At 71.4% G+C, this 13,335-nt stretch carries 12 protein-coding genes; all 12 read right to left on the minus strand.

Going from position 1 to position 13,335, the window contains the following annotated elements; translation table 11 throughout:
- Window positions 1-1,398 (minus strand): NCS2 family permease, encoded by a 1,398-nt coding sequence (locus ACGFZN_RS06055; RefSeq protein WP_393857280.1) that lies wholly within the window; start codon window positions 1,396-1,398, stop codon window positions 1-3.
- 116 nt (window positions 1,399-1,514) lie between these two features.
- On the minus strand, window positions 1,515-2,348 hold the full coding sequence (locus ACGFZN_RS06060; RefSeq protein WP_393857281.1) for an EamA family transporter: 834 nt from the start codon (window positions 2,346-2,348) through the stop codon (window positions 1,515-1,517).
- 49 nt (window positions 2,349-2,397) lie between these two features.
- The gene (locus tag ACGFZN_RS06065) at window positions 2,398-3,195 is read right to left on the minus strand and encodes an HAD family acid phosphatase (protein WP_393857282.1); all 798 of its coding nucleotides are present in this window, start codon (window positions 3,193-3,195) and stop codon (window positions 2,398-2,400) included.
- Window positions 3,196-3,278: 83 nt separating this feature from the next.
- The gene (locus ACGFZN_RS06070; RefSeq protein ID WP_393857283.1) at window positions 3,279-4,430 is read right to left on the minus strand and encodes a pectinesterase family protein; all 1,152 of its coding nucleotides are present in this window, start codon (window positions 4,428-4,430) and stop codon (window positions 3,279-3,281) included.
- A 76-nt stretch (window positions 4,431-4,506) separates the two neighbouring features.
- Window positions 4,507-5,823, minus strand: coding sequence for a polysaccharide lyase family 1 protein (locus ACGFZN_RS06075; protein WP_393857284.1), 1,317 nt, complete (start codon window positions 5,821-5,823; stop codon window positions 4,507-4,509).
- Between the two features lie 26 nt (window positions 5,824-5,849).
- Window positions 5,850-6,629 (minus strand): rhamnogalacturonan acetylesterase, encoded by a 780-nt coding sequence (locus tag ACGFZN_RS06080; protein ID WP_393857285.1) that lies wholly within the window; start codon window positions 6,627-6,629, stop codon window positions 5,850-5,852.
- Window positions 6,629-7,969 carry an ABC transporter substrate-binding protein gene (locus ACGFZN_RS06085; protein ID WP_393857286.1) on the minus strand — a complete coding sequence of 447 codons (1,341 nt, stop codon included), beginning with the start codon at window positions 7,967-7,969 and terminating at the stop codon, window positions 6,629-6,631. The genes ACGFZN_RS06080 and ACGFZN_RS06085 overlap by 1 nt, the downstream gene beginning before the upstream one ends.
- Entirely contained in the window at window positions 7,966-9,513 is a 1,548-nt protein-coding gene (locus ACGFZN_RS06090; RefSeq protein ID WP_393857287.1) for a family 43 glycosylhydrolase, read from the minus strand. The genes ACGFZN_RS06085 and ACGFZN_RS06090 overlap by 4 nt, the downstream gene beginning before the upstream one ends.
- Window positions 9,510-10,355 (minus strand): PmoA family protein, encoded by an 846-nt coding sequence (locus tag ACGFZN_RS06095; protein WP_393857288.1) that lies wholly within the window; start codon window positions 10,353-10,355, stop codon window positions 9,510-9,512. Before ACGFZN_RS06095 ends, ACGFZN_RS06090 begins: the two co-directional genes overlap by 4 nt.
- Entirely contained in the window at window positions 10,355-11,497 is a 1,143-nt protein-coding gene (locus ACGFZN_RS06100) for a Gfo/Idh/MocA family protein (RefSeq protein ID WP_393857289.1), read from the minus strand. Before ACGFZN_RS06100 ends, ACGFZN_RS06095 begins: the two co-directional genes overlap by 1 nt.
- Window positions 11,494-12,378, minus strand: a complete 885-nt coding sequence (locus ACGFZN_RS06105) for a carbohydrate ABC transporter permease (RefSeq protein WP_393857290.1) — start codon at window positions 12,376-12,378, stop codon at window positions 11,494-11,496. The genes ACGFZN_RS06100 and ACGFZN_RS06105 overlap by 4 nt, the downstream gene beginning before the upstream one ends.
- Complete coding sequence (locus tag ACGFZN_RS06110; protein ID WP_393857291.1) at window positions 12,375-13,310, minus strand: carbohydrate ABC transporter permease; 936 nt, start codon at window positions 13,308-13,310, stop codon at window positions 12,375-12,377. Before ACGFZN_RS06110 ends, ACGFZN_RS06105 begins: the two co-directional genes overlap by 4 nt.
- Window positions 13,311-13,335 lie beyond the last annotated feature (25 nt).

Genomic DNA, 13,335 nt, shown 5'->3' on the forward strand with positions numbered 1-13,335 from the left:
TCACTTCACCCCGAGCACCTGCTCGACGGGGTCGATGGCGAAGTACACCAGGAACAGCGCCGAGACCCCCCACAGCAGCCAGTTCACCTCGCGTGCCCTGCCCAGCACCGTCTTGATGACGGCGTAGGACAGGAAACCCGCGCCGATTCCGTCGGTGATGGAGTAGGTGAACGGCATCGCGGCGATGGTGAGGAACGCCGGGATGGCGATGTCGTAGCGGTCCCAGTCGATGTGCTTGACGTGGGTCATCATCAGGAAGCCCACGGCGATCAGCGCGGGCGCCGCCGCCTGGAGCGGGACGATGGTGAGCAGCGGGGTGAGGAAGAGGGCGAGCCCGAACAGGCCGCCGGTGACGACGTTGGCGAGGCCGGTGCGGGCGCCCTCGCCGACGCCGGCCGCGGACTCGATGTAGGCGGTGTTGGAGGAGGCGGAGCCGAGACCGCCGGCGACGGCCGCGGCGCCGTCGATGAACAGCACCCGGCCGATGCCGGGCACCTGGCCCTGCTCGTCGAGCAGTCCGGCCTCGGCGCTGATGCCGACGATCGTGCCCATGGCGTCGAAGAAGTCGGACAGCACGAGGGTGAACACGAGCAGGACGGCGGTGAGGACGCCCGCCTTGGCGAAGCCGCCGAACAGGCTGACATGACCGATGAGCCCGAAGTCCGGGGCGGCGACGATCTTGTCGGGGACCTTGGGCGTGGTCAGGCCCCAGCTTCTGACGTCGGCGACGGCGTCGATGACGATCGCGACGACGGTCATCGTGACGATGCTGATGAGGATCGCGCCCTTCACCTTCCGGGCGAGCAGCGCGATGGTCAGCAGCACGCCGAGGCAGAACACCAGCACGGGCCAGCCGGTGAGGCGTCCGACGGCGCCCAGCTGGACGGGCACGGTGGTGTGCGCGGCGTCCGGGACGCGGCTGACGAACCCGGCGTCGACGAAGCCGATGAACGCGATGAACAGGCCGATGCCGACGCCGATGGCCTGCTTCAGCTGCTGCGGGATGGCGTTCATGATGGCCTGCCGCAGCCCGGTGAGCACCAGCAGGCAGATGACCAGGCCCTCCAGGACCACCAGGCCCATCGCGTCGGCCCAGCTCATCAGCGGGGCCAGCTGGAAGGCGACGACGGCGTTGAGGCCGAGGCCGGCGGCGATGGCGAGCGGGAGGTTGCCGCCGACGCCCATCACGATCGTCATCACGCACGCCACCAGCGCGGTGGCGGTGACCAGTTGACCGGTGTCCAGGGCGTGGCCGTACTTGTCCTTGGCACTGCCCAGGATGACCGGGTTCAGCACGAGGATGTAGGCCATGGTGAAGAACGTGGCGAAGCCGCCGCGTATCTCCCGCCCGAACGTGGATCCCCGCTCGGAGATCCTGAAGTACCGGTCCACTGACATGGGTCCACTCCTCGTCACCTGATGATCGGCGTGCGGATGCTGGCTGGATTGTTCCCCTGCCCGACCGGTTTCAGGTTTTCCCCGTGTTACGGAATGGGCTTCGGCGGACCACACGTTCATCCGAGGCTGAGCAGCACCACGGCGACGGCCGCGCCGCCGAGCCCGGCCGCCTGAGCCCGGGTCACCTTCTCGTGCAGCACGGCGAGCCCGAGAACCGTCGGGACGGCCGGGTACAGGGAGGCGAGGACGACTGCGACGGACAGCATCTGCTGCCGGGTCGCCCACAGATAGAGGATCAGCGCGAGGGCCGCGCCGGCTCCGGTCAGGACCGCCGGGACCGCCAGGCCCGGCCCGGCGTCCCGGAAGCCGGCCCGGTGCCGTCGCACGCCGGGCAGCAGCAGGAGGACCGCGGCGAGCCGGCCCACCGCCACCGGCCACAGACCGCTCACCGGATCCGCCTGGGCGAGCCCGAGATACTGGACGGCGACGCCCGCGCTGGCCGTCAGGCCGTCCGCGGGCAGCCGCCCCGGACCCTGCGCGCTCCCTCCGCCGGCCACCAGCCACAGCGCGGGCACGGTGACGCAGATGCCCAGCCAGGCCAGGGGGGAGGGCCGGTCGCCGAGGAAGAGCACACCGCACACCACGGACAGGGCGACCCCGGTGACGGCACTCACGGGCACCACGACGCTCATGGCGCCCCGGCTCAGGCCGCGGTTGAGGAAGTGCATGGCCACGGCGCTCCCGGCGCCGGACAGGGCGCCCCACAGCAGGTCCGGCAGGCGCGCCGTGTGTGCGGGTACGGCAAGGGCGGCCGCCCCTGCGAAGAGGAGGCCGCCCAGCTGGCCGAGGAACGTGACCACGGCGAAGTGCGCGCGGCGGGAGAGCACTCCGCCGGCGAAGTCGACGAGGCCGTAACCGGCCGCGGAGGCCAGTGCGAGGAAGACACCCATCCCATCCGGGTGCCCTCGCACCGGCGCCCCGTTCCCTGTGCCCCGGGGCTCAGCCGACGAAGTACGTCGGGTTCGGCAGCTTGTAGGTGCGGTCGGCGTAGCCGCCGTCGAGGTCCGAGTACTGGTCGCCGAAGTTGGCGATGATGTCGTACCCCAGGTCGTCCTCGATGTGCTTGCGCGTGCCGGACTTGTACTGCACGGTCGTGCAGGTCCAGGTGCCCGGGGTGGCGCAGCCGCTCAGGTAGGCCGGCGGGTTGTCCTTGTCCTTGAGGAACATGTGGGCGGCGTCGAGGTTCACGTCGGCGCCGACCTTCTTCAGGTTCGTGACGGCGGCGGCGCGCTGGGCCTCGGTCAGGCCGGAGTTGTAGAAGACCTCGACGCCCTTGGACTGCGCGTACCGGACCAGCTCGGGGCTGCCGAAGACGGCCGGGCGGTCGGCGCGGTTCACGTAGTCGTTCCACGTGGTGGAGTTGTACGTGTAGTTGTAGCGCTTCTCGTAGTCGAGGCTGAGCAGCAGCGTGTCGTCGATGTCGAACATGACGGCCGGCTTCTCGCCGTGCCGGTGCGCCTGGCGCGCGGCCTTGTCGATGTACCGCTTGGCGTCCGCGTCGATGTCCGCCAGGTCCTTGGCGTACGGGCTGTCCGGGGACGCCTGGTAGACGCCGTTGCTGTCGGCCTTCGTGCCGTAGTAGGTGTCGATGTCCTTCACCAACTGCCCGATGTTGTAGGGCTCGTGGGTGGAGTTCGCCGTCGACTGCCCGGCGGTGGCCGCGCCCGCGCCGTACAGTGCGACACCGGCGAGGGCACAGGCGGCACCGGCGGCGACGACTCTGTGGGACTTCCGCATGGATTCTCCGGATCTGGTGAGGAGAGTTGATGTACCAGGCCAGAGACTGTCTACGCGCATAACAACTCTCCCTGCGAGCCCTGTTACCCGATCGATACAGAGGGCGTCGCCCGGCGCGGGCGGGCCGGCCGGTCCGGGATCCAGTCGCCGAGGTACGCGGCGGGGGTGTGCCGGGCCGCCTCGGCGCCGGTGAGCTGTGGGCGGTTCTCCGGGACGGTGACCGCCGCGCCCGGGCCGGTGTTCCGGTACTCGGCGAACCGCTGCCGCTGCCACGGGTAGGCGTCCGACATGTTGGCGTAGGGGGCGACCGCGTCGATGCCGGGGCCGAGCCAGGTGTCGCGGACGGTGAGCATCGGGCGGGCGGTGGTGTCGGAACCCGGCACCCAGGGGCGGGCCAGCTTGTAGTACGCGTCGGGGGCGGCGCTGCTGATCCGGCTCCGGACGACCAGGTAGCCGTGCGGGTTGGCGACGGCGGTGGAGGGCGCGAAGACGAAGCCGTAGGGGGCCGCCGCGAGGTCGGTGCGGTTCAGGGTGTGGAAGTGGCACTGCTCGTACACCGCCGTCGCCCGGCCGAAGACGAAGTCGACGTCGCCCTCGACGTAGCAGTCGCGGAAGTACTGGCGGGCGAAGGCGGACAGGGCCGTCGAGTCGGCGTACAGGGTGTCCTGGTGGCCGAGGAAGCGGCAGTGGAGGAAGGCGCTGCGGTCGCCCTGCACCTTGACGGCGACCGCCTGGGTGCCGGTGATGTCCGGGTGGCCGGCGCGCAGCCAGTCGTTGGCGAAGGTGATCCAGCGGGCGGTGAAGCCGTCGGCCTGCAGGGTCGTCGTGGCCGAGCCGGTGGTGCCGTAGGTGCCGCCGCCGGGCTTGGGGGTGCCGGCCGCGTGGTCGTACACGATCACCACGTCCCGGGGGTTCTCGGAGGCGCCGATCCAGGTCATCTCCGTGCGGCTCGGGTCGACGGCGACCGTCTCCCGGTAGGTGCCGGGGGCGAGCACGAGGGTGCGGCCGCTGCCGGCGGCGGTCACGGCGGCCTGGACGGAGGTGAAGTCGCCCCGGCCCTGCGGGTCGACGTACAGGGTCAGCGGGGTCAGCCGGCGCTTCGGCGACCCGTACCGCCCGAACGGGCCCGGCGCCGCGGCGAGGGCCCGCGCGGGACCGGGAGCGAGGGCGAGCGCGGCGCCGGCGGTCGCGGTGAGGAAACCCCGTCGGGACAGGGCGGGACGGTGCGGGGGCATGGCTGGGCTCCTTCACGGTGCGGCGGAAGGGGATCAGGGAGCCGCCGGGGCGGTGGGCGCCCCGGCGGCGGGTGGTTCAGCGCAGGTGACCGGCGCCCGCGCGGTGGTCGACGAGGCCCGGCACGGCCTTCGCCGGGTCGATCCGGGCGCGCAGGGTGGGCGTCCACCCGGCGCCGGACTGCAGGATCTCGCCCGGCACCTGGGCGTTGTGGACGGCGATGAGGTCGGTCAGGGCGCCGTTGACGTAGTTGTCGTCGGCGGTGAGCGGCGCCTCCTTCCACTTCTTCAGGATGGAACCGGCCTGCACGCCGTCCGGCAGGGTGAACGCGTTGTGCTCGGCGACGAGCTGGGACTCCATGCCGATGCCGTAGCTGTAGCCGTAGCCGTCCCCGGCGACGAAGTGGTTGTTGTACGAGTCCACCTGCCCGAACCGCACGCGCGGGGCCCGTTCGACCAGGTTGGCGAACAGGTTGTGGTGGAAGGTGACCTTCAGGTGGCCCCGGTCGACGGCGGCCGTCGCGGCGCTGTCGCTGTTGCCGATGAGGATGGTCTTGTCGTGGTCCTCGAAGACGTTCCAGGAGGCGGTGACGTAGTCGGAGCCCTTGACGATGTCCATCTCGCCGTCGTGCTGCTGGTAGATGCGGCCGTAGTAGGACGGCAGGGTGCTGTCCGGGTGGTCGCCGTCGGTGAACGTGTTGTGGTCCATCCACACGTGCGTGCCGCCGTAGACGTCCACGCTGTCGTACTCGGAGTTCCAGTTGCCGTCGGCGGTGTCGGTCGGGTCCCACTGCGGGAAGCAGTCGAGGGGGCTCTCGAAGCTCAGATTGCGGACGATGACGTTGTCCACGCCCTTGATCTGGAGGCTGGCGCCCTTGAAGCCGGCGTCCGGGCCGATGCCGACGATGGTGGTGTTCGCGGGCACATAGGCCTTGATGTAGGCGTCCTGCCGGGCCTCGGAGGCGCGGCGCAGGCCCTCGGGGCTGTCGTCGGGCTCGCCGTCGAGGTTCTTGGTGCGGCCCCACACGGCCGGGTCGTAGGTCTTCAGGTAGGCGGCGAGGTCATAGCCGGGCACGGCGAAGGAGTCGCAGCCGGGGCCGTCGGCGTCGATGGTGCCCTTGACCCTGATGATTCTGGGCGCGCTCCCGCCGTCCGCGAGGGCGGCCTTGAACTGTTCCCAGGTGCCGACGGTGTAGACGTGGGCGGCATCGGCGGCGGCGCCTCCGGTCGTACCGCCGCCGTACGCCGCCCAGCCGTCCTTCGCGGGCAGCACCTGCCGGTCGGTGGCCGTCCGGTGCGCGGGCTGCGCGGCGGCGGTCCCCGTGACGGAGAGGACCAGGGCCGTGCAGCCGACGAGCGCGGCAATGACGCGGGCATGACATATCTGTGTACGCACTGTGCGGGTCTCCTCGTGCCGAGAGGTCAGGATGGCGGGTCCGGCGGCCAGGTGATCCAGGACGCCGGGATGTGCTCGTGCAGCCGTACGACGTCGGGCCGGGCCAGCACCCGGGTGCGCAGCGACTCCTGCGCCACCAGCCGGGCCGCGGCGATGGCGCCGGGCGGGTTGAAGTGCGTGTTGTCCTGCTCGGTGGCGGTCCAGTTGAAGTAGGCCTTCGTCTCCTCCGCGCCGAGCCGCTGCCACAGCGCCAGCGACAGCGCCTCGATGTCGAGCAGGGCGACGCCCTCCTCCTTCGCCAGCGCGCGCATCGCTGCCGGGTAGTCGCCGTGGGTGGGCACGGCGTTGCCGTCGGCGTCGAACCTGCGGCGCTCCACGGGGGTGGCGAGGACCGGCCGGGCGCCACGGGACCGGGCGCCGTCGATGTAGAGCCGCAGATACTGCTGGTAGGTCGTCCACGGCTCGGTGTAGCGGGTGGGGTCGGCGGCCTTCTCGTCGTTGTGCGCGAACTGCACGAGCAGGAGGTCGCCGGGCCGGATCACGGAGAGGACGGCGTCCAGCCGCCCCTCGTCGGCGAAGCTCTTCGAACTCCGCCCGTCCACGGCCCGGTTGTCGACCTTCCATTCCTTGTGCAGGAAGAAGGGCAACGCCATTCCCCAGCCCGTCTCCGGGGCTTCGCCGGCGTATTTCTGCGCGGCCGTCGAATCACCGGCGATGTAGAGGGTGCGCCGCCCTCGCGGGCGGCGGCCCGCGAGGGGAACGGCCGCGAGGGCGGCGGATGTCACCTGTCTGCGGGTGAGGGACATCAGTGGTTCTTCTTCCAGTCCGCCTGCGCCTTGTTCAGCTGGTCGGCGAGCGTGTCGAGGAAGTCGTTGGCGCTCATCCTGCCCAGCAGCACCTTCTGGAAGTTCGGCTCGTTGTCGGCCTTGGAGATGGTGTTCCAGTCCGGCAGGTAGTACGGCAGCTGGACGATCTTCGTGTTGCCCCCGTTCAGCGCCTCGGCGGCCAGCTTCGTGGGCTCGGCCGCCTGGATCCACGCGTCCTTCGCCGCGTCCGTGTTCGCCGGCACCTGTCCCGCGGACCGGTTGAACTTGGAGTTCTCCTCGTGCGAGAGGGCGAACTCGATGAACTTCCAGGCGGCGGCCTTGTTCTTGCTCGACTTGAACAGGCTCAGCCCGTCCACCGGGTTGGACACCTGCACCCGGGTGCCGTCGTCCAGCGTGGGGTTGGGAATGCCCCGGAACTTCTCCTTGCCGAGCGCCTTGAGATGGTCCTGGTAGGAACCGAGGTTGTGGCTCAGCATGCCGATCGTGCCGCTGTCCCACTGCGCGACCATCTTCGTGAAGTCGTTGTTGACGTCGGCCGACGGGGTGTCCTTCTTGTAGAGCGCGACGTACTTCGCCAGGGCGGCGACGTTCCTCGGATCGTTGACGGTGGTCTTGTCGCCGTTCCAGAACGAGGTGATGCCGGTCTGCCCGTACACCGCGTCCAGGGCGGGGGCGATCGATCCCTCACCGCCGCGGATGGTGAACCCGAACTCGTTCTTGCCCCTGTTCGTCAGCTTGTCGGCGGCCGCGTAGAACTTCGACCAGGTCGTCGGCGCGTCCAGGCCCGCCTTCTTGAACAGGTCCGTCCGGTACCACAGCGTGCCGTTGTTGGCGGAGGTCGGCACCTGGTACAGCGTGTTACCGCCGCCGGCCGCCTTGCTGACGTCGATCAGGTTGCGGCTCAGCCTGCCGTTGAGGGGGCTCTTCTGCAGCCGGGAGTCCAGCGGCTCCAGCGCGCCCTGGGCGGCGACCTCGGCGAGCATGGCGGTGCCCACGCCGCCGACGTCGGGCAGGCCGCCGCCCTGGATGGCGGTGTCGTACTTGGACTGGGCGCTCGCCGCCGGGATGCCGACGTAGTTCACCTTGATGTCCGGGTACTTCTTCTCGAAGTCGGCGATGATCTGCTTCCAGATGTCGGTGCGGACACCGCCGTTGTTGTCCCAGAAGGTGATCGTGCCCTTGCCGGAGCCCTCGCCCCCCTTGTCGCCCGCGCCGCCGCTGCCGTCGTCGCCGCAGGCGGTGGCGGTCAGCGCGAGGACGGAACCCAGGGCGAGGGCCGTGGCGGCCCGCCGGCTTCTGTGGATGCTGCTGCTCTTCATGCGTCGGCTCTCTTCTTGTCGAACGTCTTCTCGAACGGACTGCGCAGGGACTGCAAAGGGGTGACCCGGAACCGGGTGAACGCGGCCGCGCCCGCGTGCCCCGGTCCCTCGGGTGCGACGGCGAACAGGCCGAGCAGGGCGCCCACCCAGCGCCACGGGGTGGCCGCGAACACCGGCCCGGAGGGGTGCGGGCCGTCCCCGGTGTCGTACGCGAACCGGCAGCGCGCCCCCGGCCCGGCCTCGATCCGCAGCCGGGCCCGGCCCTCGGGCGCGGGCCGGGGCGCACCGGCGTCCCGCTCACGGTCGGCGGCCGCCTCCGCGAACCGGTGCACGAGCCGGACCGTGCCGTCGGCGGCCCGCTCGAGCCCGATCCAGCAGAACGCGTCCCCGAGCACCGCGAGCCCGGCCCGCGCACCCGGTTCCATGCTGTCCAGGCGCAGGTCGACCTCCGCGGCGGACGGTGTGCCGGGCAGCCGCTGAGTGAGGACGTTCGCGAGTTTCCGCAGGTCGGCGGCGTCGACCGAGCGGACGCAGGTCAGCCGCAGCCCGTCGCCGGAGTGCTGGGTGGCCCAGCCGGCGCCCGGGTTGGCGGTCCACTGCCACTGGCGGCCGTACCGCCCGCCGGGGAAGTCGTCGTCGGCGGCGGGCGCGGCGGGCGGCTGCACGGGCAGACGGGGCCGCCGGTGTACGGCGACGGGCGCGCCGGCGTCGCCGAGGACCGGCCATCCGTCCGGACCCCAGTGCATCGGCTGAAGGTGGACCACCCGGCCGTAGGCGCCGCGCTGCTGGAAGTGCAGGAACCAGTCCTCGCCGGCCGGCGTGCGCACCCAGCCGCCCTGGTGCGGCCCGTTGACGTCCGTGTCCTTCTGCTCCAGGACGATCCGCTCCTCGTACGGCCCGAAGAACCCGCGGGAGCGGAAGGCGCCCTGCCAGCCGGTCTCCACTCCCCCGGCGGGCGCGAGGATCCAGAACCAGCCGTCATGCCGGTAGAGCTTGGGGCCCTCCAGGGTGAACCAGCCGGGGATGCGGTCGCCGTCGACGATCACCTTGCCCTCGTCGAGGAGCGAGGTCCCGTCGGGGTGCATGCGGTGGCCGGTGAGCCGGTTCTTGACGCCGGAGCGGGACCTGGCCCAGGCGTGCACGAGGTAGGCGTCGCCGGTCTCGTCGTCCCACAGCGGGCAGGGGTCGATCAGCCCCCTGCCCGCCTTGAGCAGGTGCGGGCGGGTCCACGGTCCTCTGATCTCGGGCGCGTTGACCTGGAAGACGCCCTGGTCGGGGTCGCCCCAGAAGATCCAGAAGCGGTCGTCGTGGTGCCGGATCGACGGGGCCCAGACCCCGCCGTCGTGCCGGGGACGCGCGAACTCCTCCTCGGGTTCGAGGGCATGGCCCACCAGGGTCCAGTTCACCAGGTCCCGTGAGTGCAGCAGGGGCAGGCCCGGGACGCGGCCGAAACTGGAGGCGGTGAGGTAGAAGTCGTCGCCGACCCGGACCACGTCCGGGTCGGACCAGTCGGCGTTCAGCACCGGGTTCTGGTAGGCGGTCATCGGCCGACCGCCTTTCCGGCCAGCGCGGCCGCCTCCTGGCGGTCCAGGCGGCCGTCGGCGACGACGGTGACGATCCGCCGTACGACGCTGTCGCCGGGCGCGACGGTCAGCCGCTCGGTGTGCGCCAGCGACGAGCCGACGCCGGGGTACTCGGCGGCGCGCACGAACCACGGGTCGCGGCGGGTCTCCTCGGTGGCCCCGGCGAAGACCAGGGTCCAGCCGGCCCCGGCGAGCGCCAGCCAGTTCGCGCGAGTGCCGTGCACCTCGGACTCCCCCGCACGGTCGGCGGTGAAGACGTCCGGCGCCCGGTCCTCCTTGCGGGCCCGCCAGAAGAAGCCGCCGTAGGCCGCGCCGGGCCGCCCGTTGGTGGCGGGGCTGCCGATCGACAGCTCGCCCGGGGTGACGTTGGTCAGGGCGAAGGTGAAGTCCAACGCCCAGGCGGACGCGGTGAGTTCGGTGGCGGCGACGGTACGGCGTTCGCGCAGCAGCTCGGTGCCGGCGGCGACCCAGCGCAGCTCCGAGACGAACCCGCCGGGGTCGCGGAGCTGGAACGCGATGTGCCGCTGGGTGCCGTGGTTGCCGAGCTCGGCCGGGCCCCGGTCGCGCACGAAGGTGCGTCCGCCCCAGAAGTTGTGCCCCTCGACGTCGGGAACGGCGACACCGACGCCGAGGTGGTGCGTGTGGTCGGCGGGGCTCAGCTCGGTGGCCGCCGTACCGGCCAGGGTGGTGACGGGGTGCAGATAGGGGCGCGGGGAGAGGCGGGCGGGCAGTTCGGGCCGGGTGACGTACCGGGCGACCGGGCGGCCCGCGACCCGCAGGACCAGGGTGTCGGAGGGCGCCATCAGCGGCTCACCCCGTTCGGCAGGGCCCAGTCGGCGCCCAGTTCGGAGTAGAGGGCAAGGGTGTCGGCGGCGGCCGCGACCAGGCCTTCGACGCCGGGCACCACCCGGCGGTGCTCGGCGGGCAGCTCCCGCCAGGCGTGGTCCGGGAGCGGGGCCGGGTCGGGGGCGGTGCGGACGGCCTCGACGACCCGCATGAAGGCGCCGGTCCCGTCCGGCGGCACCAGCAGTTCCACGCCGCCCGCCAGGTGATCGACCAGGTTCTCCAGCAGGTCCGTGCGGCCGTACCCGGTCTCCTGCGGGCCGTGCCCGGCGCGCTGGAGCAGCACCCGGTCCTGCTTGTACCAGAAGGTGATCCGGCCGCTGGTCCCGTGCACCAGAACGTACGGCTCCCCCGGCTGCCCGGCGCACAGGGTCGCGGCGACGGTGACCGGGCCGCGCTCGGTGCGGACGCGGACGCAGGAGGTGTCGTCGGACTCGATGTCGTTGGCGCGCCGCAGTTCGGTCTCGATGCCGGTGACGTCCTCGGCGCGGGTGGTGCCGAGCAGGGCGAGCCCGGTGGCGACGGCGTGCGCGAGCGGGTTGGTGAGGACGCCGTCGACCACGTCGACGCCGTCGAGCCGCCGCCGGCCCGCCCAGGGCGCCCGCCGGAAGTAGGCCTCGTCCCTGGCCCAGGCGCCGGCCCCGCCGACCCCGATCACCTCGCCGATCGTGCCCTCGGCGAGCAGCCGCCGGATCGCGGGCACGGCGTGCGAGCCGAGCGACTGGAACCCGATCTGGCAGACCACCCCTGCCTCGGCCACCCCGTCGGCCATGCGCCGGAACTCCGCGTAGGACGGCGCGGGCGGCTTCTCCAGCAGCAGGTGCACACCCCGGCGGGCGGCCTGGAGCGCGAGGTCGGTGTGGGTGGGGATCGGGGTGCAGATCACGGCGATCCGGGCGCCGGTGGTGTCGAGGAGGGCGCCGAAGTCGGCGGACTGCTCGGGGGCGCCGAGGCCGTCCGGGATCTCGTGGTCCGCCAGCGGGGTCAGCTCGCAGATCCCGGCGAGCCGCACGAGACCCCTGCGGTGCAGCCGGCGGATGTTGTCCAGGTGCCAGCGGCCGTGGCCGCGCGCGCCCGCGAGGACGACGGGTACGGGTGTCAACCCTTCACCGCCCCCGCGCTGAAGCCGGTGATCAGCCACTTCTGGATGAAGGCGAACACGATCACCACGGGCACGGCCGCGATGATCCCGCCGGCCGCCAGCGCGCCCAGGTCCACGCTGTCCGCGCTCATCAGCGTGTTGAGGCCGACCGGGAGGGTCTGCTTGCTCTGGTCGGAGAGGAACATCAGGGCGAACAGGAAGTGGTTCCAGGCGTGCACGAAGGCGAAGGAGCCGACGGCGATCAACCCGGGCCGCAGCAGCGGCAGGACGACGATCCGGAAGGCAGCCATCCGGTTGCACCCGTCCACCCAGGCGGCCTCCTCCAGGGAGTACGGCACGTTCCGGATGAACCCGCTGATCAGGATCATCGACAGCGGGAGCTGGAAGACGGTCTCGGCGAGGATCACGCTGCCCAGCGAGTTGATCATCGACAGCTTGGCGAAGATCTGGAACAGCGGGACCAGCAGCAGCGCGCCCGGCACGAACTGGGAGCACAGCAGCGCCAGCATGAAGCCGCGCTTGAGGCGGAAGTCGAAGCGGGCGAGCGCGTAGCCGCCGGCCAGGGCGACGACCGTGGTCAGCACCAGGGTGGCGAGGCCGACGTAGACGCTGTTGGCGAAGTAGGTGCCGAAGTCCCGGTCCGTCCACACCTTCTGGAAGTGCTCGAAGGTCATCGGCCAGGGCACCAGCGAGGTGGAGCCGGCCGGGCGCAGGGCGAAGAGCAGGATCCAGTAGAAGGGGATCAGGGTGAACAGGAGATAGATCGACAAGGGGACGTAGATCTGCCAGCGGGGCACCTCGTCCCAGGCGCGGCGCCGTCCGCGCAGCCGGGCGGGCGCGGGCGCCACACGCTCGGGTGCGGGGGCGATCTCGGTGATCACCGGGTCTCACCTCCGAACTTGCTCAGCCGCAGATAGACGATCGAGCAGAAGAGCAGGATCACGAACGCCACCGTGGTCAGGGCGGAGGCGTAGCCGAAGTTGTGGGCGTCGACACTGGTGTTGGCGATGTAGAGGGGCAGGGTCGTCGTCTCCCCCGCCGGACCGCCGCCGGTGAGCGTGTAGAGCAGGTCGACGTTGTTGAACTCCCACACCGCGCGCAGCAGCGTGGACAGCACGATGGCGTCCTTCAGATGGGGCAGGGTGATGTGCCGGAACTGCTTGAGCCGGCTCGCCCCGTCGACCTCGGCGGCCTCGTACAGGTCCTTGGAGACGGACTGCAGGTCGGCGAGGATGAGGATGGCGAAGAAGGGCACGCCCCGCCACAGATCGGCGACCACGGCCGCCGGGAAGACGGTGGACGTGTCCGACAGCCAGCTGGTGCCGTACGACCCGATCCCCGCGTCGGCGAGGTAACGGGTCAGGCCCGTCTGGGAGTTGTAGAGCAGCACCCAGATCGCGGAGGTCAGCACGCCGGAGACGGCCCAGGGCGAGAAGACCAGCGCACGGCCCAGCGCCCGCCCGGCGAAGGTCTGGTTGACGATGAGCGCCAGCGCCAGGCCGAACAGCAGCTGCAGCCCGACCTCGACCACGACCCACTTGGCGCTGAAGGACAGCGTGTCCCGGAACTGGGGGTCGTGGGCGAAGATCTGCGTGAAGTTGTCCAGGCCCGCGAAGCCGTTCCGCCACGGCTTGGTCGGGTTGTAGTTCTGCAGGCTGTAGTAGAAGACGCTGAGCACCGGATAGGCGATGAAGCCCAGCATCAGCAGGGCCGCGGGGGCGATCAGCAGGTACGGCAGCCTGCGCGGGGTCGCGGAGGCACGGCGCCGCCGGGGTGGCGCGGGCGGTTTCGCCACGGCTGCGGCTTGGGCCATGACTGTTCTCCGTTCGCAGTGGGAC

The sequence above is a fragment of the Streptomyces sp. NPDC048192 genome (genome assembly GCF_043202415.1).
Classification (GTDB): domain Bacteria; phylum Actinomycetota; class Actinomycetes; order Streptomycetales; family Streptomycetaceae; genus Streptomyces.

Excerpts from the sequence above, each read along its gene's own strand:
- ACGFZN_RS06090 (WP_393857287.1), bottom strand. The coding sequence starts at position 9,513 with ATGACCGCCTACCAGAACCCGGTGCTGAACGCCGACTGGTCCGACCCG.
- ACGFZN_RS06085 (WP_393857286.1), bottom strand. The coding sequence starts at position 7,969 with ATGAAGAGCAGCAGCATCCACAGAAGCCGGCGGGCCGCCACGGCCCTC.
- ACGFZN_RS06095 (WP_393857288.1), bottom strand. The coding sequence starts at position 10,355 with ATGGCGCCCTCCGACACCCTGGTCCTGCGGGTCGCGGGCCGCCCGGTC.
- ACGFZN_RS06080 (WP_393857285.1), bottom strand. The coding sequence starts at position 6,629 with ATGTCCCTCACCCGCAGACAGGTGACATCCGCCGCCCTCGCGGCCGTT.
- ACGFZN_RS06070 (WP_393857283.1), bottom strand. The coding sequence starts at position 4,430 with ATGCCCCCGCACCGTCCCGCCCTGTCCCGACGGGGTTTCCTCACCGCG.
- ACGFZN_RS06055 (WP_393857280.1), bottom strand. The coding sequence starts at position 1,398 with ATGTCAGTGGACCGGTACTTCAGGATCTCCGAGCGGGGATCCACGTTC.
- ACGFZN_RS06065 (WP_393857282.1), bottom strand. The coding sequence starts at position 3,195 with ATGCGGAAGTCCCACAGAGTCGTCGCCGCCGGTGCCGCCTGTGCCCTC.
- ACGFZN_RS06060 (WP_393857281.1), bottom strand. The coding sequence starts at position 2,348 with ATGGGTGTCTTCCTCGCACTGGCCTCCGCGGCCGGTTACGGCCTCGTC.
- ACGFZN_RS06110 (WP_393857291.1), bottom strand. The coding sequence starts at position 13,310 with ATGGCCCAAGCCGCAGCCGTGGCGAAACCGCCCGCGCCACCCCGGCGG.